Genomic DNA, 25,463 nt, shown 5'->3' with positions numbered 1-25,463 from the left:
ACGCGATCAGGCGGACGGCCCACCTCCGGGGCGGGCCGTCCGTCATCAGGTGAAACGATCTTCGCGCCGACCGGTTACGGCCCGCGCTCGCTGTTCTCCGGGGCTCAGTGGCGGCGGTGCGCGATCTCGACGTTCTCCAGCACACCGACCGCGTCCGGCACCAGGATCGCGCACGAGTAGTAGGCGCTGACCAGGTACGAGATGATCGCCTTCTCGTCGATCCCCATGAACCGGACGGAGAGCGAGGGCTGGTACTCGTCCGGCAGGCCGGTCTGGTGCAGGCCGATGACGCCTTGGTTGTCCTCACCGGTACGGATCACCAGGATGGAGCTGGTGTTCTCCTTGGTGATCGGGATCTTGCTGCACGGCAGGATCGGCACCCCGCGCCACGCCGGCACCTGCTGCCCGCCGAGGTCGACGTGGTGCGGGTAGATGCCCCGGGCGTTGAACTCCCGGCCGATCGCGGCGATGGTGCGTGGGTGGGCCAGCAGGTAGTCGGGGTCGCGGCGGCGGTTGAGCAGCTCGTCCAGGTCGTCCGGGGTGGGCGGGCCGGACTGGGTCTGGATCCGCTGGTCGAAGTCGGCGTTGTTGAGCAGGCCGAACTCCGGGTTGTTGATCATCTCGTGCTCCTGGCGCTCGCGCAGGGCCTCGATGGTCAGCCGGAGCTGGTGCTCGATCTGGTTCATCGGCTCGTTGTACAGGTCCGCGACGCGGGTGTGGACCTTGAGGATGGTCTGGGCGACGCTCAGCTCGTACTCGCGCGGCTTGAGCTCGTAGTCCACGAAGGCGCCGGGGAGTTCGTACTCGCCGTGGTGGCCGGCCGACATGGCGATCTCGGCCTCGCCACGCTCGTTCTGGGCCTGCAGCGGCAGGGCGAGGAACCCCCGCAGGTGCTCCTGGAGGCTCGGCGCGTTGTCCCGGATGCGGGCGAAGTCGTCCCGGCTCAGGGTGAGCGCGACACCCGAGGTGGTGGTCTTCGCGGTGTACTCCCAGACGGCGTCCGGGTTCAGCAGCGAGTCGTCGCCGAAGCGGTCACCGTCACCGGCCACGCCCACCACGGTCTCGTCGCCGTACTTGCCGGTGCCGATCTTGTTGATCTTGCCGTGCGCGATCAGGAAGATCCGGTCGGCCGCCTCGCCCTGGGTGGTGAGCACCTCGCCCGGGCCGAAGTCGCGCTGATGGCAGCGGTCGGCGAGGGCGGTCAGCACCTCCTCGTCCTCGTAGCCGCGCAGCAGGGCGAGTTCGCCCAGCTCCGCCGGGATGACGCGGACCTGGGAGCCGGTCTTGATGAACTCCACCACGCCGTTGCCCACGGTGTACGTGAGCCGTCGGTTCACCCGGTACGCGCCACCGTGGGCCTCGACCCACGGGAGCACCCTGAGCAGCCAGCGGGAGGTGATCTCCTGCATCTGCGGTGCGGACTTGGTCGTGGTGGCAAGATTGCGGGCAGCTGCCGTCGCGAGGCTCTGCTGCCGGTCCTGCTGTGTCTCCGGGCTCGTGTCCACGGGCATCGGCAGGGGTCTCCATTCGTGTGGTCGGATCACGCGGTCAGGGCCGAACCGCTCCGCCCTGGGCGCGAGCCACAACGGATCATCAGATCCGCTGACTGGTGGGGAAGTTGGTGACTGTGGGGAGTTCGGCCGCCATCGCCCGGCGGCCCATCCGGAACCCTAGATCACCAGAACACGACCGAGCTCGCACGGCGGCCGACTACCCCCCGATAGGGTGAATCTCCCGCTTTCCGCCCCCATCTGCCCCCGAGCGCCCCTTCCACCACCGGAACATCCGTTCGCGCCCGCGATCCCCGCCCCGCAAGGCCTCTCCGATCCGCACCCGCGACCGGCCCGGCGACTCCACGGCGGCGGTCGGGCGTCAACCCGGCACACCGGTCAGGCGACCTCCAGCCCGTGCCGCACCCGGTCGAACCGACCCGCCGCCAGGTCCTCATCGGTGATCCAGACCGAGACGTTGACGAGCTCGCCCCAGGCCGCGTCCGCCGCCGACCCCTCGACCTGCAGCAGCGGCCGGTGGCCGTCCGGGCGGGTGGTGTTGTGGCTGTCGCACCAGCCGAGGAGACGGATCACGGGCGTGCCGAGGTGCTCGCAGAAGTCGTCCGAGACGCCCATGGCAGCCAGGTAGTCGCCGGGCAGGAGCGCCACCAGCTCGTCGTCGAGGTAGGAGGGTGCCGACAGCGCCCAGCGCGCCCGGACCGGCCGCCCGGCGAGCGGCGCCAACCCGTCCGGGTCCGGCGGGGCCGGGCGCTCCGGCGTCCCCGCCGGGACGTGCAGCACGCGGCAGCTCTCGCCGTCGAGGTCGGCGGGCATGGAGTCGTGGAAGAACAGCAGCAGGCCCTCGGCCGGCAGCGGCCAGTGCCCGCCGCCGCCCGCCCGGAAGGCCTCCGCCATCGCCGCGCAGTCGAGTTGGGCGAGCAGCTCCATGGGGTGCCCGTCGCCCTCGGGCCAGTCGAACTCCTCGGGCAGGGCGGCCGGCCCGCCGGTCCGTCCGACCGGCGTCCAGCCGGGCTCCCCCGCCGGGACGTCAGGGCCGATCTCCAGAGAGGGGCGCACCAGCCCGCCGACCCGTGCGGCCGCCTCCGCGCCCACCCGCTCCAGGAGGGCGGCGTGGAGCCCGTACGGCAACGGCAGGGCGGGGAACTCGGCGGGGCGGGCGGGATCGTTCGGCGTCCATGCGTACATGGCCCGATCCTGTCACCCGGCGCCGACAGGCGGGGAACGCCCGTCAGCTGCCGGTACGGGGGCGGCCGGCCCCGGACCGCTGCCCTCCTGGGCCGGACGTAAAGCGCTGCGGGGTGACGTGCCGATCTGTCCGCGCGGACGTCCGTTCATCTCCTGGTCCCGCGACAACGACCGGTGATCCGGTCCCCCGGCTCCGACACGCCCTCAGACGCCGAGACCGACGTCGGCGAAAGGCGCGGGACTCAGGCCGAGCGGGCCTCCGAAGGGGGAGTTCAGGGCATAGATGAGGACCACCATGAAGGCGATGAGGCTGGTGAAGCCGAGGGCCAGCACCAGGTGGGTGCCGGTGCGCTCGATCCCGAAGAGGAACATCAGGGCCAACGTGAGCACGCCGCCGGCGAGCAAACCGAACCACATGACGCCCGACATGCCCCGGCCTCTGCTCTCCTCACGGCCGTGGCGCGCCTCGTAGGCGACGGAGATCTGCCCGAACGCCAGCTGGTCCACCTGCTGTTGGGCGTTGGTGGTGGGCTCGAACGACACCCATGCGTTCTGCACCTCGTGCAGGAGCGTCCAGCCACGAGCGCCCAGCGGTTTGTCCTGCCCCATCAGGGGCCACTCGGTGTTCCGGACGTAGGCGGCGTAGGTGTCCACCGCAGAGCGGGCCCGCTGGGCGGCGTCGGGCGGCAGCCCGTCGGCCAGCAGATACGTCTGGTGCAGCGCCCCTGCCTCGGTGCTGATATTGGTGTCGGCGTCGTCCTTGGCCTCCCACACCGAAACCAGCGCGACGCCCAGCACCAAGGCGTACAACACGCCGACCATCATCGTCAGGTACTCGGCGGTGTCGTCACGCGACTCCTCCCCCGACGCCGCTCGCTTGGCCCTGCGGCTGTTGAACACGGCAGCACCCCCGGCGATGGCGACGAATCCGGCGATGATCCCGATCACTGCGATCACGTGTTCCATGGTGTCCCTGAGCTTTGGTCGGTCTGCCGGCGAGACTTGCGGCGACGCCACGCGATGGCTGCGGCGACGATCGCGGGAACGAACAGGACCAGGAAGTACAGGACGACGTTGTGCAACAGCCGGGTCGCCCTCTCGCCGGAACGGCCGGAGTGGAGACGGGGTGAGGGCACCCGGCTCGCCCCTGCCTGCGGCCCGGGGGAAGCGGAGGGACTCGTGGAGGCCGCAGGACTCGCGCCGCCTGGCTTGGCCTTCTCGGGCTTGCGCCCCTTGCCGGGCGCACCGGCGCCAGGTGCCCCGGGCGCGCCAGGTGCGCCAGGTGCGCCAGGTCCCCCGGCTCCGGGCGCTTTCGCTCCGCCCCCGGGAGCACCAGGCCCGGCAGCACCGGCACCGGGAGCACCAGCACCTGGAGCACCAGCGGCAGGAGCACCCGGCGCAACAGCACCGGCACCGGCAGCCCCCGGCCCAGCAGCACCAGCACCACCGGCACCAGCACCAGCACCACCGGCACCAGCACCTGGAGCACCAGCCGCAGGAGCACCCGGCGCAACAGCACCAGCACCGGCAGCCCCCGGCGCAGCAGCACCAGCCCCAGCACCACCGGCACCAGCACCTGGAGCACCAGCGGCGGGAGCACCCGGCGCAGCAGCACCAGCACCGGCAGCCCCCGGCCCAGCAGCACCAGCACCAGCACCAGCACCACCGGCACCTGGAGCACCAGCCGCAGGAGCACCCGGCGCAACAGCACCGGCACCGGCAGCCCCCGGCCCAGCAGCACCAGCCCCAGCAACACCAGCACCGGCGCCGGCACCGGCAGCCCCGACTGCGGGAGCACCTGGCGCAGCAGCACCAGCCCCAGGAGCACCGGGCGCGGGAGCTGCGGGTGCAGGCACTCTCGCACCGCCTGCGGGAGCCCCGGGTGCGGGAGCACCAGGCCCGGGGGCCCCGGGCCCAGGGGCACCAGGTGCGGGAACACCGGGCGCGGGAACACCGGGCGCAGGAGCACCAGGTGCAGGAGCACCAGGTGCGGGAACACCGGGCGCAGGAACACCGGGCGCGGGAACACCAGGCGCAGGAACACCGGGCGCGGGAACACCAGGCGCAGGAACACCAGGCGCAGGAACACCAGGCGCGGGAACACCAGGCGCGGGAACACCAGGTACGGGAACACCAGGCGCAGGAACACCAGGCGCAGGAACACCAGGCGCAGGAACACCAGGTGCAGGAACACCAGGTGCAGGAACACCGGGCGGCGAAGCACTGGGCCTAGGAGTCCCGGGCGGGGAAGCGCTGGGCCTGGGTGTTCCTCCCCCGGGAGGACCGGGCGGGGAAGCACTGGGCCTGGGTGTTCCTCCTCCGGGAGTCCCAGGCGGGGAAGCGCTGGGTACGGGAACCCCGGTTCCGCAGGTGGGGGGCACTCCGAATGCTTCTCCCCGCGCTCCCGGCTCCGGCCCGCTGGGAGGAAGGCTGGCGACTGAAGAGGTCATCGGCGGACCAGCGACCGAGCCGGCCAGTACCAGGCCAGCGACAGCCGAGAAGAAGGACAGTTTCCAGCCAGCCATATGATCTAGTTATGGCCTCGGGGCGGCCTGTCCCCCTCCGACACGCTCTCCGGTGGGTATTGAGCCGCTCTGATCACACGACAGGGGTAACGGCAGCGGGGCCGTTGTGGGGAACGCGCATGCCTTCAGCTTCTTCATCGCCTGCGCCCGCTCGCGCAGGTCCATGCCGCAGGGCGCGATCCCGTCGAACGCCCTCCCGGTTCCAGGGAGATCACCCGACTCGCCTGCCAGCGGTCGCTCCGCGACGGCTCAGGCCGGCTCAGGCCGGCGGCGGGAGGATGTCGCAGAGCGCCTGGAGGGCCGCCGGGTAGGCGTGGTCGGGCGGGGTGGCGTAGCCGACCACCAGGCCGTCGACGGCGGGCATCGCCTCCGCCGGGACCGCCGGGTGGCGGTAGTCGGCGAGCCCCTCGACGGCCAGGCCCCGGTAGACGGCGGCCTTGAGGATCGAGCGTTCGGTGCCGGGGGCGAGCCGCAGGACGGCGTGCAGACCGGCCGCGATGCCGGACACCTCGATGTGCGGAGCATGGGCGGCCAGCGCGGCCACCAGCTGGTCCCGGCGGTCCCGGTAGCGGCGCCGCATCCGCCGCACGTGCCGGTCGTAGCCCCCGGAGTCGATGAACTCCGCGAGGGTCAGCTGGTCCGGGGCGCTGGCCCAGGCCTCGCGTTCGCCCTTGGCCGCGAGCACCCGGTCGACCAGGTGGTCCGGCAGGACCATCCAGCCGAGGCGCAGCGCCGGGCTGAGGCTCTTGCTGACGCTGCCGAGGTAGAGGACCCGGTCGGGGTCGAGCCCCTGGACGGCGCCGACCGGTTGGCGGTCGTAGCGGAACTCCCCGTCGTAGTCGTCCTCCAGGACGAGTCCGCCGCGGCCGCGCGCCCAGTCGATCACGGCGGCGCGGCGCCCGGCGTGCAGCGGGCCTCCGGTCGGGAACTGGTGGGCGGGGGTGAGCAGGACCGTCCGGACGTCCGGGTGCCGCGCCAACTCCTCGACCCGGGCGCCCTGTTCGTCGATCGGCAGCGGCACCACGGGCACCCCGGCGGCGGCCAGCAGCCCGCGGTGGAAGCCCAGCCCGTACGCCTCGACGGCCAGCGGCCCCCGGTCGGCGGAGGGCAGGACGGGCGCGGCGCCGTCGAAGAGCAGCCGCAGCGCGTGGGCGAAGCCGGAGCAGACCACGATCCGGTCGGGGTCGGTGCGCACCCCGCGGGCGCGGGCGAGGTAGTCGGCGAGGACGGTGCGCAGTTCGGGCCGGCCCTGCGGGTCGCCGGGCCCGAAGGCCTCGTTGGGTGCGGCGGTGAGGGCCCGGCGGGCGGCGGCCAGCCAGGCGGTCCGGGGGAAGGAGGCGGCGTCGGGTTGGCCCTGGCGCAGGTCGTGCACGGGCCCGGACCGGCGGGTGGGGCGGCGGGCGCGGTCGGACCGGACGGGTGCGGCGCGTTCGGCGACGGTGGTGCCGGAGCCCTGGCGGGCGGTGAGCCAGCCCTCGGCGACGAGTTCGGCGTAGGCCTCGGCGGCGGTGTTGCGGGCCACGCCGAGGTCGGCGGCGAGCGCCCGGTAGGGCGGCAGCCGGGTGCCGGGGGCGAGCCGGCCGGTGTGGATCGCCTCGCGCAGGGCGGCCATCAGCGCGGATCGGCGGCCGCCGGTGGCGGGCAGGTCGAGGTGGAGGTCGTTGCCGGTCGGGTGGCCCGGCTCGGTGGTGTGCGCGCCCGGCGTTTCCGTCATGGCCCCGCACCCTACCCGCCGCTCACCGGCCACCGGCGGGCGGGCGGTGGCCGGTCGAGCCGCTGCCGGGCCCCGGTGGGCCGGCGCCGGTTCGGCCACGGAACGATGGCGGGGCCCCGCGCCTGCCCACGGACTCCTACGGATTCCTACGGAGTCCTACGGACGCCCGTGGACACCTACGGCACGACGGTGACCGGCCAGCGGCCCGCCTTGACCAGTCGGACCGCGACCGATCCGATCACCTTGTGCCCGGCCTGTTCGGAGACGCCGACCACCACGGCGTCGGCGCGCAGTTCGTCCGCGAGCCTGGCGAGGCCCGTATAGGGGTCGCCGCGCACCGTGAGGAAGCGCCACTCCACCCGCCAGACCTCGCGCATCCGGTGCTCGGCGTCGCGCAGCGCGGCCAGCAGCTCGTCGGCGATCTCCTGGGTGGTCTCCTCCACGGCGGCGCCGGCCAGGGCGGTCGCGGCGCCGAGTATCGGCTGGATGTAGGCGACGGCGAGGAGTGCGCCCTGCCGACGGGCCAGTCCGGCGGCGTAGGCGGTGGCGCGCCAGGAGGAGTCTGAGCCGTCCAGGCCCGCGAGGATCACCTTGGGCCCGTCGGTCCCCAGCTCGAAGCCGCTGGGTGCGACGGCCGGCTCGTGGACCGGACGTTCCCCGCCGCCGTCGACGGCCCCTGCGTCCGCCGCATCGCTCTCGTTGCTCATGGGCCGAAGGCTATGCCCGCCACGGGGAGTGGCGGCAGTGGGCACTCCGGGTGAGGGCTGTGGTGCGGGCCACCCGGACGGGTGCGCGGGCGCGCCGATCCGGTACCCGGGGCCGGGTGGGCCGTCACCCGCTGTCGACGATGTGCGCGGCTTCACACGGCCTCCCGGGTGACGGCGGCCACTTCGAGCGGTGGTTTGATCTTGAAAATGCGGCGAAATGATGCGAAATCACCTCATTTTCGTGATCGATACCTGCGGTAACAAGCCCCTGACGTGCTCGAACCTGCGAATCCTTGAAACCGACACGAACAGCCCCGTAACTTCGAACCCGTTGCACCGAGCGATTCCGCTCCGGCCGGGCCTCACCGCCCCCGAGCAGGAACGGTGCCGGACCACGCGAGCGACGCGTCCCCGAAACCGACGGCCTTCCGAGGGCCTGGTTCCGCGCGCCCGCAAACCCCCTCCGAAAGGAACCGCATGACCTTCCGTAACGAGACCGCCGCTGCCACCACCACCGCCACCCCGAAGCGCCGCAACCGCGTCCGGATGGCTCTGGCGGCCGGGGCGCTCACCGCCCTGCCGGTGGCCGGCCTCGTCACGGCCAACAGCGCCTCCGCCGCGCCGGCGTCGGTCTGGGACAAGGTCGCCTCCTGCGAGGCCACCGGCAACTGGGCCATCAACTCCGGCAACGGCTTCTACGGCGGCCTGCAGTTCACCTCCAGCACCTGGGCGGCCTTCGGCGGCACCTCCTTCGCCCCGCGCGCCGACCTGGCCACCAAGGAGCAGCAGATCTCCATCGGCGAGAAGGTCCTCGCCGCCCAGGGCCCCGGCGCCTGGCCGATCTGCTCCGGCAAGGCCGGCCTGGGCAAGTAGGCCCACCCCCGCACGCAAGCCGCCGCACCCCTCGCCCGGGGTGCGGCGGCTTCGTCGCGTCACGGTGTCGGCGTACGGACAGACGCAGCCCCACCCCCGGTTGACGGGTCGCCACAGCTACCTGGGCGGTCGATTCCCACGGGCAGCGGCCTGGTGGGCATGGCGAGCCGCCGACGCGCCCCTGAGGGCCGCGAACTCGTTCGGCCCCTGCACGAGTCGGCAGGCACCGGTGTCCTGGTCCACGAGAATGGGCCAGTTTCCGCCGACTCGGATCGGACGCCCGTCCTTGCCCTTCGCAGTGGGACACCAGGTGAAGCCGAACATGCCCGTGCGAGCCGGGGGCGCCCACAGGCTGAGCTCAAAGGCCCATTCATCCCATCGCTCGGTCAAGCCACGGCCGAACTCCTCCGCGAGCAGCCTTGCCTCGCTCTCCTCCAACAGGACCCCTTCCTCAGGTGATCAACCCACCGGACAGACCCTACGAGAACAGGCTCGAACGCGGTGCACGGGTCTCCGTACTCAATGGAGCAGCCGGAGGAGGACGCCGACACCGGCCGGCACTCCCACCGTGTGACCGAGATCGCCCCCGGCGCCCATCTCGGACCGCACCGGCGTGCCGTCAGGCCGGCCGGGCCGGGACCGGCAGCGGGAGGGCGGGCAGGCCGTCGATGCTGGTCCGGACGAGCGGCTTGCCCTCGCAGTAGGCGCTGAACTGCTCCTCGCCCTTGCGGTCGAAGTACTGGGCGTGCAGGTCGCGGTCGGCCCGGTAGTCCATGAACGGCACCGCGTAGCCGCAGGAGTCGCTGACCCGCTCGGCGTGGACCAGCACGATCGCGCGCAGTCCAGCGCCGTCCGCGCCGGGTTCGAAGCGGCCGAGCAGGTCGGCGAAGCGCGGGTCGTCGCGGAAGACGGGCTCGCCGCGGCCGTGCACCCGGGCCACGGTGGGCGGGCCGTCGAAGGCGCACCACATCAGGGTGATCCGGCCGTTCTCCCGGAGGTGGGCGATGGTCTCGGCCTGCGAGCCGCCGAAGTCCAGGTAGGCGAGGGTCAGTTCGTCGATGATGGCGAGGGTGCCGGAGCGGCCCTTGGGCGAGAGGTTGACGTGTCCGTCGCCCGCCAGCGGCGCGGTGGCGACGAAGTAGACGGGCTGGCGTTCGATGAACTGCCGCAGCCGGCCGTCGATGCTTTCGTACTGCTTTCCCATGTGCGCAAGTGTGCCCGCATCTCGCTCCCCGAGAACGGAAAATCCACGCAATGAGACGGTCGGCGCACTGACCGATCCGCCTAGGATGATTTCCGTACCTGCCACCCACCGGGCCGAGCAAGGGAGTTGAGTTGGTCCAGGACACCCTTCCGACCGCCGGACCGGTGATGGCGGTCGCCCTGCCCGCCGCTCCACTGCGCCGCTACGTCCTCGACTACCGCGGTTACCGGATGAGCCTCGACCGCCCGCGCCGGCGGCTGGAGGTGCCGACGGACGTGGTGACGGTGGCGCTCGCCTTCGAGGGCACGATGCGGCTCACCGACGCCGTGTCGCCCGCCCCCGGAATCTCCTTCGGCTCGATCGCCGCCGGGCTGCGCCGCACCGCGACGATCGCCGAACACGCCGGTGTGCTGCACGGACTGGCGGTCTCGCTCACCCCGCAGGGCGCCTTCCGGGCCTTCGGTCCGGTGGCCGCGGAGCTCGGCGGGCAGTGGGCTGAGGCCGGGGAGGTGCTGGGCCCCCGGCTGGGCCGGCTGGCCGCCCGGCTGGCCGACGCCCCGACCTGGCGGGCCCGATTCGCCCTGCTGGACGGCTACTTCACCGCACTGCTCGCCGACGGGCCGCTCTGGGAGCCGGACGTCCTCTGGGCCTGGCACCAACTCCGGCGCTCCCGGGGACTGGTGCCGGTGCGCGCCCTGGTGGAGGGCACCGGCTGGAGCCGCCGCCGACTGGAGCAGCGCTTCGGGGAACAGCTCGGGCTGGCGCCCAAGCAGGCCGCCGGAATCCTACGACTGCAGCGCACCCTCCGGCTGCTGACCGCCCCGGACGGGCGGTTCGCCCGCGCCGACCTCGCGGCGCTGTGCGGCTACTACGACCAGTCCCACCTCGACCGGACCTTCCGCGGCATGGTCGGCTGCTCGCCCCGCGAGTTCCTGGCCTCCCGCCGGGCCGCCACCGCCACCGCCACCGACCTCGAACCGCCCGACCGGATCGTCGGCCGGATCACCAGCGCCGTGCTCGACGCCGACCGGAGCTGAACCGAGCCGGGCTCCGTTGCCGTGAGAAGCCGACCCGATCGTCAGCACCACCGGCCGGACCGCCCCGCACTCCGGCTACGGCCCCTGGCAGGACCTCGGTGGCACCGTCCTCCTCCATCCGACCGCGATCGGAAAACCGCGTGCCCCCGGGGCACCGGCCGCGCTACCCTCGGCCCCATGAACGTCACCGGCCTCTTCACCGCCACCGCGCGAGCGACCAGCTCGCCGGTTGCCGCCGCCTGACGTACCCCCTCCCCCGGCGACCGGAAACGGTCCGCCGGTGGTGGCTCCGAGGCGTTCTGCTCTCGGTTCCGACGATCGCGCGGACTCGTCGTCCGGTGCCTCCCACCACGGCACACGCGAAGGAGCCACCCCCGTGAACACCGACCAACTCGTCCGCACCTTCACCGAGTACTACGAGGACCGCGGCCACCGCCGGATCACCGGCTCGACCCTGCTGCCCCCGCCCGGCGACCCGGTGCTGTTCACCACCTCCGGCATGCACCCCCTCACGCCCCACCTGGAGGGACGCCCGCACCCGCTGGGCAGGCGGCTGGTCAACGTCCAGCGCTGCCTGCGCACCACCGACCTCGACGAGGTCGGCGACCGCACCCACCTCACCGTCTTCGAGATGCTCGGCACCTGGTCCCTCGGCGACTACGAGAGCCGGCAGAGCCTCGACTGGGGCTACGGGCTGCTCACCGACGGCTTCGGCATCGATCCCGGCCGGCTCCACGTCACCGTCTTCGGCGGCGACGACCGGGTCGGCCCGGACACCGACTCCCTGGAGCTGTGGCAGGACCGCGGCGTGCCGGTCGAGCTCACCGTCGAGGACAACTGGTGGTCCAACGGCCCGACCGGCCCCTGCGGCCCCGACTCGGAGATCTTCCTGTGGACCGGCGACACCCCGCCGCGGTCCACACCCACCCGGGACGACCGCTGGGTCGAGGTGTGGAACCACGTGATGATGCGTCACCGCCGCCTCGACGACGGCACCCTCGTGCCGCTCCCCCAGCGCAACATCGACACCGGCCTCGGCCTGGAACGCCTCTCCTCACTACTCCAGGGCCGCCCCTCCGTCTTCGACTGCGACGTCTTCGACCCCTGGCGCCGCCTCGTCCCGCCCCTGTGGCAGCTGGACGAACCGTCCCTGCGCCTGGTCTGCGACCACCTGCGCTCGGCCGTCGTCGTCATCGGCGACGGCGTCCGCCCCTCCAACACCGGCCGCGGCTACGTCCTGCGCCGCCTGCTGCGCCGGGTGCTCACCGTACTGCGCCGGGACGACCCGCAGCGCGGACTCGGCGACCTGCCGGAGGAGTTGGTCCGGCACACCCTGGACCGCTTCCGCCAGGACGTCGACCCCGGGTCGGTCCGCCGGGTGCTGCTCGACGAGGAGCGGCGCTTCGACCGCCTCCTCGACCGCGGCCGCCGGGTCCTCTCCCGCCCCCGCTTCCGCGGCCCCCTCACCGAGGACGACCTCCACTACCTCCACGACACCCACGGCCTCCCCCGCGACCTGGTCCTCGACCTCCGCCCGCGCTGACGGGCGGCCCGGGCGCGAGGCAGGCACGGGCGCGAGGCAGGCACGGCCGGGGCGCCAGGCGGGCGTTGCGCATTTGTACAAGACGTGTGAGGGCCCCGTCCGCCACGATCGGAAGGCCCGGCCGGTGCGGGGGGACCGGCCGGTCACCGAGGGCGGACGGGGCTGCGCTCAAGGCCGCTCACGGGCCGCCCAGGAGCGGCCGAGCGGATGTCACTGCTTCATGTAGACGCTGTCCATGAACTTGATGATCTGCTCGTCCGTCAGCCGGTGGCCCTCGCGGTGGCCCATCGCCAGGTCGGCCTCGCTGATCATGCCGACCAGCCGGTCGCCGTCGATCACCGGGATGCGCCGGATCTGGTGCTGTTCCATCTTCTTCAGCACGGTGTCCATGCTGTCCTCGGCGCGCACGCAGTGCAGGTGCCCGGCGAGGTCCATGGCCGTCATCTCGGCCGGGTTCTTGCCCTCGGCCACACATCGCAGCACGATGTCGCGGTCGGTGATGATGCCGTGGAGCTTCTGGTCGTCGCCGCAGATCGGCAGCGCGCCGACGTGCATGTCGCGCATCATCTTCGCGGCCTCGGCCAGCGTCTGGTGGGCGCCGATGCACTGGGCGCCGGTGTGCATGATGTCTCGGGCAGTGGTCACGGGGACTCCTTCGTCGGTGTTACCCCCCCCGACGGTCCGCCCCCGCGGCGGCCCACAGCGCCGCTCGCGGGGTGACCGTGCCCTCACCGTAGGCGACCCGGGGCCCGCCCGCGACCGCGAGCACCGATACTGGACGGGTGACGACGCAAGCCACCGGGGCGGTCGACGAGGCCGTCCTCGCCCGGCCCGCGACGGCGCTGCGCCCGTACGTGGCCCGGTATTCGGGGTACCGGCAGCGCGGTCTGGCCCCGGCCGTGCACCGCGGTCTGCCCTCCCCGTACCTGACCTTCATCCTCACCCTGGACGAACCGCTGGTGGTCTCCCGCCACCCCGATCCGGCGCAGCCGCCCGGCAGCTACTCGACGGTGCTCGGCGGGCTGCACACCTCCCCCGCGCTGATCACCCACGAGGGGGCGCAGTCCGGCGTGCAGATCGCCGTGCACCCGCTCGCCGCCCGGGCGCTGTTCGGGCTGCCCGCAGGGGAGTTGGCGGGACTGGACGTCCCGGCGGAGGAGGTCCTCGGGCGGCTCGCCGCCGAGCTGCGGGAGCGGCTGCAGGCGGCCGGCGACTGGGCGCAGCGGTTCGCCCTGCTGGACGGGGCGCTGCTGCGGGCCGCCCGGCCGTCCGGGTCGGTGCCGGCGGAGGTGGGCTGGGCCTGGCGGGCGCTGCGCCGCAGCGGCGGCGGGCTGCCGGTGGCGGAACTGGCCCGGGAGACCGGCTGGAGCGCCCGGCACCTCCAGTCGCGGTTCCGGCGGGAGACCGGGCTCACCCCCAAGGCGGCCGCCCGGGTGATCCGCTTCGACCGGGCCCGGCACCTGCTCGCGGCCGGTTCCCCGCCGCCCCGGCTGGCCGAACTGGCCGTCCGCTGCGGCTACTTCGACCAGGCGCACCTGGCCCGGGAGTTCCGGGCGCTGGCCGGGGCCGCGCCCAGCGCCTGGCTCGCGGCGGAGGGGCCGGAGGCGGCGAAGTTCCGAAACGTCCAAGGCGGGGTCACCGGGCCGGGCTCAGAGTGGGAGGCGTAGCCATCGCACCCGAGGAGTGACCAGCCATGGACACCGGAACCCCCGCGACCGAAACCCCCGCCCCGCAGGTCTGGCCCACCCTGCGCGCGACCGACGCCCGGGCCCTGATCCGCTTCCTGGCGGACGCCTTCGGCTTCCGGGAGGTGGTCAGCTACGGCGAGGGCGAGTTCGTCGGGCACGCCGAACTGGCCTGGCCGGAGGGCGGCGGCGTGATGCTCGGCTCGGTGCGCGAGACGACGCCGGACGAGTGGCCGGGCCTGCCGGGCAGCTTCAGCGCGTACGTGGTGACCGCCGACCCGGACGGCGTGCACGCCCGGGCCGTCGCCGCCGGGGCCCGGATCACCACCGACCTGCACGAGACCGACTACGGCTCGCGTGACTTCGCCGCCGCCGACCCCGAGGGCAACCACTGGTACTTCGGGACGTACCCGGGCGCGCCCCGGCCCGCCCCGGGTTCCTGACCGACGCCCCCGGTCGCCCCGGGCGGCGACGGCCGTACCGGGGCAGACTGGCTGCGGGGGCCACCCGCGGGAGTCTACGGAGAGGGCCCATGCCGCAGATGACGGTGGACGGACGCACCCTCGCCCTGTCCCACCTCGACAAGGTGTACTACCCGAGCATCGGCACCCTGAAGGGCGACGTGCTGCGCTACTACGCCGCCGTGCACACCGCCCTGCTGCCCCACCTGCGCGACCGCCCGGTGTCGTTCCTGCGCTGCCCGGACGGCGTGGAGGCGGAGGTGTTCGTCGCCAAGAACCCGCCGCCGGGCACCCCGGACTGGGTGCGCACGGTGGACGTGCCCAGCAGCGGCGGGGACCTGCGCCAGGTGGTGCTGGAGGACGGCGCGGCACTGCTGGCGGTCGCCAACCTGGGCTGCCTGGAGCTGCACGTACCGCAGTGGCACGCGGCCGCGCCGGCGCTGGCCGACCGGCTGGTCCTGGACCTCGACCCGGGTGAGGGCTCGGACGTGCTCACCTGCCGGGCGGTCGCGCTGCTGCTGCGCGAGCGGCTGGCCGCGGACGGGCTGGCGGCCTGGGTGAAGACCTCCGGCTCCAAGGGCCTGCACCTGCTGGTACCGATCGAGCCCACGCCCAGCGCCGAGGTCTCCGGGTACGCGAAGGCGCTGGCCGCCGCCCTGGAGGTCGAGCACCCCGACCTGGTGGTGCACACCATGGCCAAGGCCCGCCGCCGGGGCCGGGTGCTGGTCGACTGGTCGCAGAACAACGCCAAGAAGACCACCGCCGCCCCGTACACGCTGCGCGCCCGGCCGCTGCCGACGGTCTCCACCCCGCTCTCCTGGGGCGAGCTGGAACGGGCGCGGGGGGAGGCGGAGCTGGTCTTCACCCTGGCCGAACTGCCGGGACGGCTGGCGGCGCACGGCGACCTGTTCGCGCCGCTGCTGGACCCGGAGCAGGCCCGGCCGCTGCCCGCCGCGCCCACCACCCGGAAGGCGCCCGCCGGGGCCGCCCCGGCTCCGGGGCCCGCGCCGAAGCAGCCCCGGCAGGTGCTGCAGCCCCCCGTCGAGGTGATGCGCCCCGCCGCGGTCACCGCCGTGCCGCCCGCCGACGGGCTGGGCGGGGGCGGCGTGCAGTACGAGCTGAAGCTGGACGGCTTCCGCTGCGTCGCCTTCGCCCGCGGCGACCGCCCGGCGTTCCTGCAGTCCCGCAGCGGCCGCGACCTCGCCCGCGAGTTCCCGCCGATCGCCGCCGCCGTCGCCCGGCTGCCGGAGGGGCTGGTGCTGGACGCCGAGCTCGTCGCCTGGCGGGGCGGCCGGTTCGCCTTCGAGGAACTGCTGCACACCCGCCAGGCCCGGGCCGCGGCCCCGGACGTGGTGCTCGGGCTGATCGCCTTCGACCTGCTCGCCCTGCCCGGCCGCGACGTCCGGCGGCTGCCGCTCACCGACCGGCGCCGCCTGCTGCTGGCCGCGCTGGCCGACGTCCCGCCGCCGATCCAGCCGGTGATGGCCACCACCGACCGGGCGGAGGCGCTGGAGTGGATGGAGCAGCTGGCCGACACCGGCGTGGAGGGCCTGGTCTGCAAGGCCGCGGCCTCCCCCTACCGGCCGCGCGGCGCGGGCCGCGCCTGGGTCAAGTACCGGCGCAGCGACACGCTGGACGCCACCGTCCGCGCCCTCACCGGTTCGGCCGCCCGGCCGCACGCGCTGGTGCTCCAACTCGACGACGGCCGGGTCTTCCTGAGCACCCCCCGGCTCACCCCCGTCCAGGCCCGCGAGGTCGCCCAGGTCGCCGGGCCGCTGCTCGGCCCTCCGGCCACCGATCCCGACCACGGCCAGGTGCACCCGCTCACCGGCCCGCTGCGCGCCGAACTCACCCTCACCGGACGCCCGCCCACCGCCACCTTCGTCCGCCTGCGCGGGGACTGACCCCGGGCCGGACCGGAAAGGAGCGGGGCTGCGCTGCGCAGGGGCGCCTCACCTGCGCCGCTTCGGCGCCGCGTGGACGAACTCGGTGACCAGCGCGTCCTCGAACACCGGCAGGTCCCCCGGCTTGCGGCTGGTCACCAGCGGGCCCGGACCGTCCCGGCAGACGTGCACCTCCTCGTCCACCCAGTGGGCGCCCGCGTTGACCAGGTCGGTCCGCAGGCTGGGCCAGGAGGTGAGGGTGCGGCCGCGGACGGCATCGGCCTCGATCAGCGTCCAGGCGGCGTGGCAGATCGCGGCGACCGGACGGCCGGAGGCGCAGCACCCGTGCACGAAGGCGACGGCCGGCCGGTCCACCCGCAGCCGGTCCGGGTTGGCGACGCCGCCCGGCAGAACCAGCCCGTCGTAGTCGTCCGGGTCCGCCTCCGCGACCAGGACGTCCACCGCGAAGGTGTCCCCGGCCTCACGGTGCCGGACGGCCTGCACCCGGCCGGGGGCCGTGGACAGCAGGCGCGGGCTGCCGCCGGCCTCGGCGACCGCCTGCCAGGGCGAGGTGAGCTCCTGCTGCTCGACGCCGTACGGGGCGACCAGGAAGGCGATCGTCCGGCCGGTCAGGGTGATCAGCGGCCAGCCCATGGCTCAGCGCGGGCGCCGGGTGGTGAGGTCCTCGGCGGGCGGCGGGGTGGTGCCGACCCGGGCCCGGGGGCAGTCGAGGTGGACGGTGCGGTCCAGGTGGTCGATCCGGGCGACCAGGCCGACCGGGACGAGCACCCGGGCACCCGGCACCCACGGCGCGGCGTCGACCATCAGGTGGTCGCCGCCGTCCTGCTCGATCCGGCCGAGCGGGCCGTCGGTCGCGTCCACCTCGTATCCCACCAGGGCGAGGTCGGCGGCGGGGTGGGAGCCCGGGCGGTACTCCCACAGGTCGGTACTCATCAGGTCTCGCCTCTCATCGCCTCACGCCTCGGGGCGGTCCCAGGGGCGACGCTCGCGGCGCTCGCGCCGCTCCTCCCGCGCCGGACCGGCAGACGCGGGCCCGCGGGACCCGCGGCGCCGCCGCAGCAGCTCCGTGGCGGCCACCGCGCCCGCCACCGATGCGGCCCAGACCACCCCGAGGGCGATCAGCACCGCCGTCGTCGGAGTGCGAACCCCGATGCCGAGACAGATGGACGTCATCACCAGGACGGTCAGCAGCACCCCGGCCGAGATCCGGCGCCCGGCGGCGCGCAGCGCCCCGACGACCCGGTTCGGCGGCTTCGCCCCCATCGTGCTCAACTTCCGGTCGAGGCGCGTGTCCTGGCGCAGGTCGGACTCGATCTCCTCAAGGAGCCGCCGCTCCCATCCGCTCAACGCGGGTCCGTCCATCTCGGTCACCTCCGACGTTCCGGTGACGTGCTCGCACCCGGGCGGATGCCCGGTACGGGCTGGCGTCAACCGTTCCGGGGACCGCCTGTTCCGGCGTCCACGCGCCCGAAGGCACGGGGACGGGCCAGCAGGCTGTCGTCCAGGACACGCAGCAGGGCGGCGGCGTCGCGGTGGACCTCGACCGCGCCGGCCACCCGCAGCTCGGGACCGGCGTCCCCGCCGGTCTCCAGGGCGACGCAGGGCACCCCGGCCCGCCGCGCCGCCAGCACCTCGCGCACGCTCCCGGCGACGGCCACGGCGTGCGAGGGCTCGCCGTCCACCAGCTCCAGGGCGGCCCGCACGGGGTCACCCCCGGGGGCGGTCACGGTCAGGACCGGTGCCCCGGCCGGCCCGGGCCCGGTCAGCACGACCGTCCAGCCGCGCGCGGCGCACTCGCGCAGCAACTCGGCGCCGCCGGGCAGCCGCGGCCGCCAGTCGGTACCGAAGAGGGCCGCCGAGATCACCGTCATCGTCACCGCTCCCGTTGCCGTGCTTCCGCGCCTCCGTCGCAGGCCACGCACCGTGCGCGCCCTTCCAGGTTAGGACGGTCCCCGGCCCCGCGCGCTGCCTGCCGGGGTACGGGCGCCCGCACCGGCGAAAACCGCTTGGCGTCCGTCGCGCGGGCGGCCATACTCCGGACGTTCACTGGCGAGCGGGGGGAGAACGCGTGGCGGTGTTCGCGTGCGCGGGGTGCGGTGCGGAGCTGACCACGCCGGTGACGGAGGTGGCGCTGCCACCGCACGCGCACCGCGAGGGCGCCGACCGCTACCTGCCGCCGCTGCTGGAGCCCGGGACCTTCGCCGTCGACCCGGAACCCTTCGAGCAACCCTGGCGCCCCTGGTCCGCGATCACCCCGGCGGAGGCCGCCGCCCTGGGCGTGTACGCGCCGGTCGACGGGCTGTGGTCCGGCCCCGGCGGCACCGTCCTGCTGGCCCCGGGCGACACCCGCGGCACCGCGCTGATCGCGGAGCGGTGCGACGGGTGCTGCGCCTGCGCCGGAGACTCCAATCTGGCCTGCGAGCGGTGCGGTCGGACGGTGGGCGCCCGGATCGACGACTGCTACCTCTGGCAGGCGGTCCGGCTCGACCCGCGGGCCGTACGGCGGCTCCCGGTCGAGGGCCCGGCCCGTCCGGACGGAGACGGCTGGACGGCGCCCCCGGCGCCACCCGTCGAGCCCGACGGCTGGTGGAGTGACCGGTGGAGCGCCGCGGTCGGAGCGGCTCTGGCCGAGGTCCTGGCGGCCTCCGGCGGCGCGCCGGTGGCGGTGCCCCCGGGCCTGCTCTCCGAGACCTTCGGCCGCACCCTGCACCGGCTGCTCCCGACCGGCGACCCGGTCCGCACCCTGGGCGTGGCCGGCCCCGGGGTCACCCCCGCCCCAGTGCCGGAGATCGCCCTCGTCCCCCGCCACCCGTGGAACGGCGCCACCTGGCAGCCGCCCTCCGGCGGCGCGGTACCCGTCCCGCTGGACTCCGCGGTGTGGACGTACCTCGCCTTCCCACCGCTCCGTCCCACCACCCGGCTGCCCGCCGGGGAGGAACGCGACGACCCGCTGCCGCTGCGCCCGACCCGGCTGTTCGAGCCCGACCGGCGCCTGCTGCGCCACCGCCTCGCCCGGCTGCCCGCCGTCCGGCAGCCCTGGCTGCGCGCGATCTACGATCGGCTCGGCGACCGCCACTACCACCGGGCCGCTTCGGAGGGCACCCCATGAGGATCAACCTGACCACCGTGTTCGTCGACGACCAGGACAAGGCGCTGCGGTTCTACACCGAGGTGCTGGGTTTCGTGAAGAAGGAGGAGGTCCCGCTCGGCGAGTACCGCTGGCTCACGGTGGTCTCCCCCGAACAGCCCGACGGCACCGAACTGCTGCTGGAACCCGACAAGCACCGGGCCGTCAAGCCCTACAAGACGGCGCTCGTCGAGGACGGCATCCCGGCCGCCCAGTTCGCCGTGGACAACGTGCACGCCGAGTACGACCGCCTCCACCGGCTCGGCGTCCGCTTCACGCAGGAGCCGACGGCCCTCGGCCCGGTCACCGTCGCGGTGCTGGACGACACCTGCGGCAACCTCATCCAGCTCGCCCAGTTCCACCGCTAGCCCGGCAGGACGAACCAGCCGGCCCGCCCTCCGCCGGTGAGCTGCGGCAGCGCCCCGGCGGCGGCCCGCAGCTCGTGCTGCGCCGCGACGAAGGCCTCGGGCAGGCCGGCGCCGTAGCGCTGCAGCCGCCAGGCGTCGAAGGTCACCGTGCCCGGTCCGGTGGTGTCGACCTCGACCTCGACACCGTCCGGGCCGGTGAACCGGCAGCCCGCGCCGTGTACCAGGTACAACCGGCCGCCGACCACGCCCACCCGGGGGATCCGGCGGGTGCGGGCGAGGACCAGCCACTCCGTCAGACACCCGGCCGGCGGATCATTGCGGCCCAACTCGCCGAGGATCCAGGTCAGTTCCGCGAGGTAGCCGAGCACCAGCTCACGGGCCGTGGTCACCGGACACCGCCGGGGGCCGATCGAGTTCGGGCAGACGCTCCTCGGGAACGAGGTGGCCGGCGCCCGGCAGGACCGAGCTGCGCGCTTCCTCGGACGGTCCTGCGCGCTACGCGGGGTCGGACGCCAGCCGGGCGTGCAGGTGCTCGTCGGTGTACGGGCCGTCGCCGTAGCGGTAGGAGGCGCGCAGGGTGCCCTCGTACGGGAAGCCGGCGCGGGTGGCGACCCGGCAGGAGGCCTCGTTGCCGACGGCGTGGTAGAGCTCGATGCGGCGGACTCCGGCGGTGCGGACGCCCCAGGCGGTGACGGCGGTGGTGGCGCGGGTGGCGAGGCCGCGGCCTCGGGCGGCGGTGAGCAGCCAGTAGCCGACCATGGCGACGCCCTCGTCCCGGTCGGTCCAGCGCAGCACGACGTTGCCGCACAGCCTGCCGTCGGCGGCGTCGGTGATGGCGAAGGCGGCCGTGCCGCCCTCGGCCCAGCGGGAGTCGGCGCGTTCGAGGTAGGCCTCGGCGCCGGCCCGGTGGGTGGCGTCGCGCAGCGGGTTCCAGCGGGCGATCTCCGGATCGACCGCGGCCGCCATCACCGCCGCGGCGGTGCCGCCCGGCAGGTCGAGGCGGCGGCCCCAGGGGCGGAGCAGCACGTCGCCCAGGTCGAGGACTTCGGGGCGGAGGAGGCGCTGGTCGGTCGCCGGGTCACTGGTCGTCACCCTGCCTTCCTACCCTCGCCTCCCCCACCGCCGCCAGCGAATATCCCGGTGCCGGCGAGCAACCCGGCGCGCCGCCCGCGGACAGCCGCCGGGGCACGCGCTAGGACAGCGCCACGCCGACCGTCGCGGTCCAGATGCTGTCGTTCGAGGCCGAGGGCGCCACCGCGCTGCCCCAGGCCAGCACCAGCCGGTCGGGCGCCAGTGCGGAGAACCCGAAGGTGTCGCCGGGCCACACCGAGCCGGTGCCGAAGTCCCGTGAGACCTGGACCGGGGCGGACAGCCAGCCCCGGGTGGTCGAGAAGGTCCGGAGGTACTGCGCGTAGCCGCGCGGGTCGCTGCTCGACAGCCAGCCCACGTAGGCGATCCCGGGCGGTCCGGCGACCACCTGCATGACGTGCGGGACGTTCAGCCGGTCGGAGGGCACTTGGAGCGGGGTGGACCAGGTCGCCCCGTGGTCGCGCGAGTACGACAGCCAGCCGGTGTCGCTGTTCGAGTCCTGGGTGTCCCAGGTGGCGTACAGCGTCCCGTCCGGGCCGAGCGCCTCGCTGCCGTCGATCCACCACTCACTGTTGTTCATCGACCCGGCGCCGCCGCCGACCCGCACCGGCGGGGACCAGGTGGCGCCGCCGTCGGTGGAGCGGGTCGCGTAGGTGTAGGCCACGGTCAGGTTGTCGGTCGGGACGTCGGTGACGACGTAACCCTGGTAGAGCACGTCGATCGAGCCGTCCGGCTCGACCGTGACGGGCGCGCTGTCGGCCCCGCTGTTCGGGTACCCGGGGCTGATGTGCGACATCGCGCTCCAGGTCCGGCCGCCGTCGGTGGACTTCTGCAGCACCGCGTTGACGTCGCCGGTGGCGAAGGAGCAACTGCCGGACGCCGCGCAGAGGAAGGTCACCGCGGCCGCGCTCGGACCGTAGTCCCAGGTCAGGTAGAGCGTCCCGTCCGGGCCGGCGGTGATGAACTCCCGGTCGCCCCAGTTGTTCGCGTCCGGCGGGAGGGCCTGGCCGACGGTCTTGAAGCTGGCGCCGTGGTCGGTGCTGACGTCGACGACGGGGTAGGTCAGGCCGGAGCGGGCGACCATGAACGCCGCGTAGATCGCGCCGTCGGGGGCGACGGTGATCGCCGGGTCCCAGGACCGGCTGCCGTTCTGTCCGGTGCTGCCCGGCAGTGTGAGCGGCGGGCCGAAGGTGGAGCCGCCGTCGCGTGAGCCGGCGAAGCCGATGCCCTTGCAGCCCATCCAGATGGCGTACACGGCGTTCACCGCCGGGTCGACGGCCTGGATGGCCTCGGCGTTCTGTCCGGAGCAGGAGGCCGACACGTTCGTCGGGGTGCTGATCGTGTAGGAGGCGGTGGCCGCGCGGGCGGCCGGGCCCGCGGCGACGGGGGCGCCGGCCGGTGCGGCCTGGGCCGGTCCGGCGGTGAGGGCGAGGACGGTGGCTCCGGCACAGAGGCCGACGAGCAGGGATCTGAGCCTGCCGGGACGTGCGCGCACGGGCTGATCTCCTCAGGGTGGAAGGGAGCCTGGAGGAACCTTGCCTGGGGTGGCGGGCCGTCAGCGGTGGTGCCACGTCCCGCCTCGGGACGGATTCCCCCGGGCGCCGATCGCGAAGCCGCGCGGCTGTGGAGACAGCTCGGACGTCGTGTGCGGAGCCGGTTCAGATCCCGGAAAGCCACGCAGGGGTCTTGTGCCGCACCTGCGTGGCTGGATATGGGCCTGGCGGTCGGATCGTCCGGTCATCCGAACGCCAGGTTCCGGCCCACCGGCCCCAGCGCACCGGCATCGGCGCACCGGCCTCAGCGCCCCGGCGCGACCCGGCCGATCAGGTGGAGCAACCGGTCCAGGGCGTCCTTGGAGTTGGGCTCGGTCAGGTTGACCATCAGTCGGAACGCCACCTTCAGCAGCGCCGGGTGGCCGAGTCCGGCGGCGCCCGCGGCACCGAGCAGCCGGGGGCGGCCGAGCAGGTCGGCGGCCAGCCGGCCGAGGGCGAAGTAGCCCGCGTAGGCGGAGCGCAGCTTCTGCGGGTAGGCGCGCAGGGCGAGTTCGCGGCCGCGGTCGGTGCGGCGGGCGTGCGCCTGGACGATCGTCTCGGCGGCGTAGCGGCCGGATTCCATCGCGTAGGCGATGCCCTCGCCGGTGCCGGGGCTGACCGTGCCGCCCGCGTCGCCGATCAGCAACAGGCCGTCGGCGTAGTGGGGTTGGCGGTTGAGGCCCATCGGGAGGGCGGAGCCGCGGATCGGCTCGGTGACGGCCTCGGGGGTGTAGGCGTAGCCGGGCGGCAGGTCGACGCACCAGCGCCGCAGCAGGTCGCGCCAGTCCAGGTCGGTGCCGGCGGTGTCGAGGACGCCGAGGCCGACGTTGGCGGTGCCGTCGCCCATGCCGAACACCCAGGCGTAGCCGGGCAGGAGGCGGTGGGCGGGGTCGTTGGGGTCGCGCAGGTCGAGCCAGGCCTCCAGGTAGCGGTCGTCGTGGCGCGGGGTGGTGAAGTAGGTGCGGTAGGCCACGCCCATCGCGCGGTCGGTGCGCCGGTAGCGCTTCATCGCGACCGACAGCCGGGTGGAGTTCCCGTCGGCGGCGACCACGATCGGGGCCCGGTACTCGACGGGCTTGCGCTCCTCGCCGAGCTTGGCACTGACACCGGTGATCCGGCCGGACCGCTCGTCCGTCAACGGGCCCGCCACGTTGGCCCGTTCGATCAGCCGGGCGCCGGCCGCGGCGGCCTTGCGGGCGAGCAGTTCGTCGAAGTCCGCGCGGCGGCGCACCAGTCCGTGGCCGGGGAAGGCGGAGAGTTCGGGCCAGTCGAACTCCATCGTGCGGTGCCCGGAGATCAGCCGCAGACCGCGGTTGTGCAGCCAGCCTGCCTCCTCGGAGACGTCGATGCCCATGTCGACCAGCTGCTTGACGGTCCGCGGGGTGAGGCCGTCGCCGCAGACCTTCTCCCGTGGGAAGGCGGACTTCTCCAGCAGCAGCACGTCCAGGCCGGTGCGGGCGAGATGGTAGGCGGCGGTGGAGCCGGCCGGGCCGGCGCCGACCACGATCACGTCGGCACTGTCCTCGGTCGGGGCGGCCGACTGCCGCTCCGGTCGCACCTGCTGCTCTGGGCCGGGCATCGAGCACTCCCCCTGGGTCGGATCGGTTCCAGACGGACGATAGAGAACCCCGCCTTCCGCCCGCCGCCCCGACACGCGGGCCCGGCGCCCGGACCGGCCAATACCGGCCAACGGATGACATGCCTGCGGCACGCACGAGTCCAACACAATCGGGTGATCAGATTGTTGCTAGGGACTAGCCGGACCAATCGCCCTCAGCGCCGCATTTCGGCCAAACCTCCCTTGCGTCATGTTTCCTACTACGGGAACTTTTGTGCCCCTCACGTCGTACGCATCCGGCCCGCCGGACCGGCGGCCGACCGAGAGCCCCTCCCACCCCACAGGCTCGTCCCGGCCTGCCGTTACCCGATGGAACACGCATGCACATCCGCTCCACCGCCGCACGCTCCCTGGTGGCCGTCCCGACCGCCGCCGCCCTGATGCTGCTCGCCCCCGTCGCGCACGCCGCCGCCGGCGGCAACGGCAACGGCAAGGGCCACCCCGGCAACAACGGCACCGTGAAGATCCACGACGCCGCCACCGGCCAGGAGGACGTGCGCAACGAGCCCAAGGTCTGCACCTTCTACCTGGACTCCTTCGGCTTCGACCCGAACCAGGACGTGCTCTGGGCGATCTTCGACATGGACAGCGACATGACCGAGCCGGTCGTGTTCGGTGACCTCCCGGTCGACGAAAGCGGCCACATCCGCACCGAGGACATCAACCTGCCGGACGGCCACTACAAGCTGTTCTGGAAGGCCGTCCCGCTGGTCGACGGCGAGCTGCCGGAGCACCCGGACGTCAGCAACCCCAAGCACAAGGTCTTCAAGGTCGACTGCGGCGGCCAGACCGCCACCCCGACCCCGACCGGCAAGCCGACCAAGACCCCGTCGGCCGGCCCGACCGCCGTGCCGAGCACCACCCCCTCGCACACCCCGACCCCCTCCCACACCCCGACCCCGTCGCAGACGCCCACGCCGTCGCACTCGGCCACGCCGTCGCAGACCCCCACCCCGTCGCACTCGGCCACGCCGTCCACCACCCCGGCGCCGACCACCCCGGCGACCGAGCCGGCCAAGACCCCCGCGCCGACCACCCCGGCCACGGAGCCCGCGAAGACCCCCGCGCCCACCACCCCGGCCGCCGAGGTCCCGACCGGCGCGCCCAGCGACGCCCCGAGCGCCGGCCCGTCCACCCCGCCGACCGCCACCGTCCCGGTGCACCCCGGCGCGGGCACCAAGGTCACCCCGGACCAGCCGCTGGTCGTCCCGGCCAAGGTCAGCGTCCCGACCCCGATCCCGGGCGCCACGGACGGCAAGAAGCTGGCCTCCACCGGTAGCGACGGCACCCTGCTGTACGCGGGCGCGGGCACCGCCCTGCTGGTCGCCGGCGCGGGCGCGGTGGTCTACACCCGCCGTCGCCGCACCTCCTCCTGACGGT

General features: G+C 74.1%; 25 protein-coding genes and 1 pseudogene. 10 read left to right on the top strand and 16 right to left on the bottom strand.

Annotated elements, in window-relative coordinates; translation table 11 throughout:
• Positions 1 to 104: 104 nt before the first annotated feature.
• The 6 genes from ACZ6Z8_RS18385 to ACZ6Z8_RS18360 all read right to left on the bottom strand — a co-directional run bounded on the left by ACZ6Z8_RS18385 (position 105) and on the right by ACZ6Z8_RS18360 (position 7,642).
• Positions 105 to 1,511 (bottom strand): family 2B encapsulin nanocompartment shell protein, encoded by a 1,407-nt coding sequence (locus ACZ6Z8_RS18385; RefSeq protein ID WP_465610944.1) that lies wholly within the window; start codon positions 1,509 to 1,511, stop codon positions 105 to 107.
• A gap of 378 nt (positions 1,512 to 1,889) precedes the next feature.
• Positions 1,890 to 2,696: a DUF1963 domain-containing protein gene (locus ACZ6Z8_RS18380; protein WP_465610942.1), complete on the bottom strand. Its 807-nt coding sequence runs from the start codon at positions 2,694 to 2,696 to the stop codon at positions 1,890 to 1,892.
• 204 nt (positions 2,697 to 2,900) lie between these two features.
• Positions 2,901 to 3,653: a bestrophin-like domain gene (locus tag ACZ6Z8_RS18375; RefSeq protein WP_465610940.1), complete on the bottom strand. Its 753-nt coding sequence runs from the start codon at positions 3,651 to 3,653 to the stop codon at positions 2,901 to 2,903.
• The gene (locus tag ACZ6Z8_RS18370; RefSeq protein WP_465610938.1) at positions 3,544 to 4,920 is read right to left on the bottom strand and encodes a hypothetical protein; all 1,377 of its coding nucleotides are present in this window, start codon (positions 4,918 to 4,920) and stop codon (positions 3,544 to 3,546) included. Before ACZ6Z8_RS18370 ends, ACZ6Z8_RS18375 begins: the two co-directional genes overlap by 110 nt.
• Before the next feature lie 560 nt (positions 4,921 to 5,480).
• Positions 5,481 to 6,935, bottom strand: coding sequence for a MocR-like pyridoxine biosynthesis transcription factor PdxR (gene pdxR, locus ACZ6Z8_RS18365; protein WP_465610936.1), 1,455 nt, complete (start codon positions 6,933 to 6,935; stop codon positions 5,481 to 5,483).
• A 176-nt stretch (positions 6,936 to 7,111) separates the two neighbouring features.
• Positions 7,112 to 7,642 carry a universal stress protein gene (locus ACZ6Z8_RS18360; protein WP_402822175.1) on the bottom strand — a complete coding sequence of 177 codons (531 nt, stop codon included), beginning with the start codon at positions 7,640 to 7,642 and terminating at the stop codon, positions 7,112 to 7,114.
• Between the two features lie 477 nt (positions 7,643 to 8,119).
• On the opposite strand from ACZ6Z8_RS18360, the gene ACZ6Z8_RS18355 reads away from it, so the two are divergent.
• Entirely contained in the window at positions 8,120 to 8,515 is a 396-nt protein-coding gene (locus ACZ6Z8_RS18355; RefSeq protein WP_402822172.1) for a transglycosylase family protein, read from the top strand.
• A gap of 619 nt (positions 8,516 to 9,134) precedes the next feature.
• Here ACZ6Z8_RS18355 and ACZ6Z8_RS18350 read toward each other — a convergent pair.
• A complete protein-coding gene (locus ACZ6Z8_RS18350) occupies positions 9,135 to 9,719 on the bottom strand; it encodes a pyridoxamine 5'-phosphate oxidase family protein (RefSeq protein ID WP_465610933.1) in 585 nt (194 codons plus the stop codon).
• Positions 9,720 to 9,850: 131 nt separating this feature from the next.
• On the opposite strand from ACZ6Z8_RS18350, the gene ACZ6Z8_RS18345 reads away from it, so the two are divergent.
• Complete coding sequence (locus ACZ6Z8_RS18345; protein WP_465610931.1) at positions 9,851 to 10,756, top strand: helix-turn-helix domain-containing protein; 906 nt, start codon at positions 9,851 to 9,853, stop codon at positions 10,754 to 10,756.
• Between the two features lie 376 nt (positions 10,757 to 11,132).
• Entirely contained in the window at positions 11,133 to 12,299 is a 1,167-nt protein-coding gene (locus tag ACZ6Z8_RS18340) for an alanine--tRNA ligase-related protein (protein ID WP_465610929.1), read from the top strand.
• 210 nt (positions 12,300 to 12,509) lie between these two features.
• On the opposite strand, the gene ACZ6Z8_RS18335 is transcribed toward ACZ6Z8_RS18340, so the two are convergent.
• Entirely contained in the window at positions 12,510 to 12,944 is a 435-nt protein-coding gene (locus tag ACZ6Z8_RS18335; RefSeq protein WP_465610927.1) for a CBS domain-containing protein, read from the bottom strand.
• Positions 12,945 to 13,081: 137 nt separating this feature from the next.
• Here ACZ6Z8_RS18335 and ACZ6Z8_RS18330 point away from each other — a divergent pair, with 137 nt between their 5' ends.
• The 4 genes and pseudogenes from ACZ6Z8_RS18330 (at position 13,082) to ACZ6Z8_RS18315 (ending at position 16,349) form a co-directional block, all read left to right on the top strand.
• On the top strand, positions 13,082 to 13,966 hold the full coding sequence (locus ACZ6Z8_RS18330; RefSeq protein ID WP_465610925.1) for an AraC family transcriptional regulator: 885 nt from the start codon (positions 13,082 to 13,084) through the stop codon (positions 13,964 to 13,966).
• A gap of 26 nt (positions 13,967 to 13,992) precedes the next feature.
• On the top strand, positions 13,993 to 14,427 hold the full coding sequence (locus ACZ6Z8_RS18325) for a VOC family protein (protein WP_465610923.1): 435 nt from the start codon (positions 13,993 to 13,995) through the stop codon (positions 14,425 to 14,427).
• A gap of 89 nt (positions 14,428 to 14,516) precedes the next feature.
• Positions 14,517 to 15,398: pseudogene (ligD, locus tag ACZ6Z8_RS18320) on the top strand (non-homologous end-joining DNA ligase); the annotation flags it as partial.
• A 96-nt stretch (positions 15,399 to 15,494) separates the two neighbouring features.
• Positions 15,495 to 16,349, top strand: coding sequence for an ATP-dependent DNA ligase (locus ACZ6Z8_RS18315; protein ID WP_465611143.1), 855 nt, complete (start codon positions 15,495 to 15,497; stop codon positions 16,347 to 16,349).
• 48 nt (positions 16,350 to 16,397) lie between these two features.
• Here the strand turns inward: ACZ6Z8_RS18315 and ACZ6Z8_RS18310 are convergent, their stop codons facing one another.
• The 4 genes from ACZ6Z8_RS18310 to ACZ6Z8_RS18295 all read right to left on the bottom strand — a co-directional run bounded on the left by ACZ6Z8_RS18310 (position 16,398) and on the right by ACZ6Z8_RS18295 (position 18,220).
• On the bottom strand, positions 16,398 to 16,982 hold the full coding sequence (locus tag ACZ6Z8_RS18310; RefSeq protein ID WP_465610921.1) for a type 1 glutamine amidotransferase domain-containing protein: 585 nt from the start codon (positions 16,980 to 16,982) through the stop codon (positions 16,398 to 16,400).
• A gap of 3 nt (positions 16,983 to 16,985) precedes the next feature.
• Complete coding sequence (locus ACZ6Z8_RS18305) at positions 16,986 to 17,282, bottom strand: PRC-barrel domain containing protein (RefSeq protein WP_465610919.1); 297 nt, start codon at positions 17,280 to 17,282, stop codon at positions 16,986 to 16,988.
• 21 nt (positions 17,283 to 17,303) lie between these two features.
• The gene (locus ACZ6Z8_RS18300; RefSeq protein WP_465610917.1) at positions 17,304 to 17,711 is read right to left on the bottom strand and encodes a hypothetical protein; all 408 of its coding nucleotides are present in this window, start codon (positions 17,709 to 17,711) and stop codon (positions 17,304 to 17,306) included.
• A 65-nt stretch (positions 17,712 to 17,776) separates the two neighbouring features.
• On the bottom strand, positions 17,777 to 18,220 hold the full coding sequence (locus tag ACZ6Z8_RS18295; protein WP_465610915.1) for an HAD family hydrolase: 444 nt from the start codon (positions 18,218 to 18,220) through the stop codon (positions 17,777 to 17,779).
• 197 nt (positions 18,221 to 18,417) lie between these two features.
• On the opposite strand from ACZ6Z8_RS18295, the gene ACZ6Z8_RS18290 reads away from it, so the two are divergent.
• Both ACZ6Z8_RS18290 and ACZ6Z8_RS18285 read left to right on the top strand, forming a co-directional pair.
• Positions 18,418 to 19,458: a hypothetical protein gene (locus ACZ6Z8_RS18290; protein ID WP_465610913.1), complete on the top strand. Its 1,041-nt coding sequence runs from the start codon at positions 18,418 to 18,420 to the stop codon at positions 19,456 to 19,458.
• On the top strand, positions 19,455 to 19,844 hold the full coding sequence (locus tag ACZ6Z8_RS18285; protein WP_465610911.1) for a VOC family protein: 390 nt from the start codon (positions 19,455 to 19,457) through the stop codon (positions 19,842 to 19,844). Before ACZ6Z8_RS18290 ends, ACZ6Z8_RS18285 begins: the two co-directional genes overlap by 4 nt.
• Here ACZ6Z8_RS18285 and ACZ6Z8_RS18280 read toward each other — a convergent pair.
• The 4 genes from ACZ6Z8_RS18280 to ACZ6Z8_RS18265 form a co-directional block, all read right to left on the bottom strand.
• Positions 19,841 to 20,233, bottom strand: a complete 393-nt coding sequence (locus tag ACZ6Z8_RS18280; RefSeq protein WP_465610909.1) for a DUF6896 domain-containing protein — start codon at positions 20,231 to 20,233, stop codon at positions 19,841 to 19,843. The two genes, ACZ6Z8_RS18285 and ACZ6Z8_RS18280, sit on opposite strands and share 4 nt — an antisense overlap.
• A gap of 106 nt (positions 20,234 to 20,339) precedes the next feature.
• Entirely contained in the window at positions 20,340 to 20,936 is a 597-nt protein-coding gene (locus ACZ6Z8_RS18275) for a GNAT family N-acetyltransferase (RefSeq protein WP_465610905.1), read from the bottom strand.
• 100 nt (positions 20,937 to 21,036) lie between these two features.
• Positions 21,037 to 22,428: a sialidase family protein gene (locus ACZ6Z8_RS18270; protein ID WP_465610903.1), complete on the bottom strand. Its 1,392-nt coding sequence runs from the start codon at positions 22,426 to 22,428 to the stop codon at positions 21,037 to 21,039.
• A 302-nt stretch (positions 22,429 to 22,730) separates the two neighbouring features.
• The gene (locus ACZ6Z8_RS18265) at positions 22,731 to 24,044 is read right to left on the bottom strand and encodes a geranylgeranyl reductase family protein (protein ID WP_465610901.1); all 1,314 of its coding nucleotides are present in this window, start codon (positions 24,042 to 24,044) and stop codon (positions 22,731 to 22,733) included.
• 359 nt (positions 24,045 to 24,403) lie between these two features.
• On the opposite strand from ACZ6Z8_RS18265, the gene ACZ6Z8_RS18260 reads away from it, so the two are divergent.
• Positions 24,404 to 25,459, top strand: a complete 1,056-nt coding sequence (locus tag ACZ6Z8_RS18260; RefSeq protein WP_465610899.1) for an LPXTG cell wall anchor domain-containing protein — start codon at positions 24,404 to 24,406, stop codon at positions 25,457 to 25,459.
• Positions 25,460 to 25,463: the final 4 nt, after the last annotated feature.

The organism is Kitasatospora sp. NPDC101108 (genome assembly GCF_055584725.1).
This window is presented reverse-complemented; position numbering and strand designations above follow the sequence as displayed.

What these genes read in the sequence shown, in the direction of transcription:
- ACZ6Z8_RS18350 (WP_465610933.1), bottom strand. Translation starts at nt 9,719, where the DNA reads ATGGGAAAGCAGTACGAAAGCATCGACGGCCGGCTGCGGCAGTTCATC.
- ACZ6Z8_RS18360 (WP_402822175.1), bottom strand. Translation starts at nt 7,642, where the DNA reads ATGAGCAACGAGAGCGATGCGGCGGACGCAGGGGCCGTCGACGGCGGC.
- ACZ6Z8_RS18300 (WP_465610917.1), bottom strand. Translation starts at nt 17,711, where the DNA reads ATGGACGGACCCGCGTTGAGCGGATGGGAGCGGCGGCTCCTTGAGGAG.
- ACZ6Z8_RS18265 (WP_465610901.1), bottom strand. Translation starts at nt 24,044, where the DNA reads ATGCCCGGCCCAGAGCAGCAGGTGCGACCGGAGCGGCAGTCGGCCGCC.
- ACZ6Z8_RS18355 (WP_402822172.1), top strand. Translation starts at nt 8,120, where the DNA reads ATGACCTTCCGTAACGAGACCGCCGCTGCCACCACCACCGCCACCCCG.
- pdxR (WP_465610936.1), bottom strand. Translation starts at nt 6,935, where the DNA reads ATGACGGAAACGCCGGGCGCGCACACCACCGAGCCGGGCCACCCGACC.
- ACZ6Z8_RS18285 (WP_465610911.1), top strand. Translation starts at nt 19,455, where the DNA reads ATGAGGATCAACCTGACCACCGTGTTCGTCGACGACCAGGACAAGGCG.
- ACZ6Z8_RS18385 (WP_465610944.1), bottom strand. Translation starts at nt 1,511, where the DNA reads ATGCCCGTGGACACGAGCCCGGAGACACAGCAGGACCGGCAGCAGAGC.
- ACZ6Z8_RS18325 (WP_465610923.1), top strand. Translation starts at nt 13,993, where the DNA reads ATGGACACCGGAACCCCCGCGACCGAAACCCCCGCCCCGCAGGTCTGG.
- ACZ6Z8_RS18305 (WP_465610919.1), bottom strand. Translation starts at nt 17,282, where the DNA reads ATGAGTACCGACCTGTGGGAGTACCGCCCGGGCTCCCACCCCGCCGCC.
- ACZ6Z8_RS18315 (WP_465611143.1), top strand. Translation starts at nt 15,495, where the DNA reads ATGCGCCCCGCCGCGGTCACCGCCGTGCCGCCCGCCGACGGGCTGGGC.
- ACZ6Z8_RS18310 (WP_465610921.1), bottom strand. Translation starts at nt 16,982, where the DNA reads ATGGGCTGGCCGCTGATCACCCTGACCGGCCGGACGATCGCCTTCCTG.
- ACZ6Z8_RS18295 (WP_465610915.1), bottom strand. Translation starts at nt 18,220, where the DNA reads ATGACGGTGATCTCGGCGGCCCTCTTCGGTACCGACTGGCGGCCGCGG.
- ACZ6Z8_RS18380 (WP_465610942.1), bottom strand. Translation starts at nt 2,696, where the DNA reads ATGTACGCATGGACGCCGAACGATCCCGCCCGCCCCGCCGAGTTCCCC.
- ACZ6Z8_RS18260 (WP_465610899.1), top strand. Translation starts at nt 24,404, where the DNA reads ATGCACATCCGCTCCACCGCCGCACGCTCCCTGGTGGCCGTCCCGACC.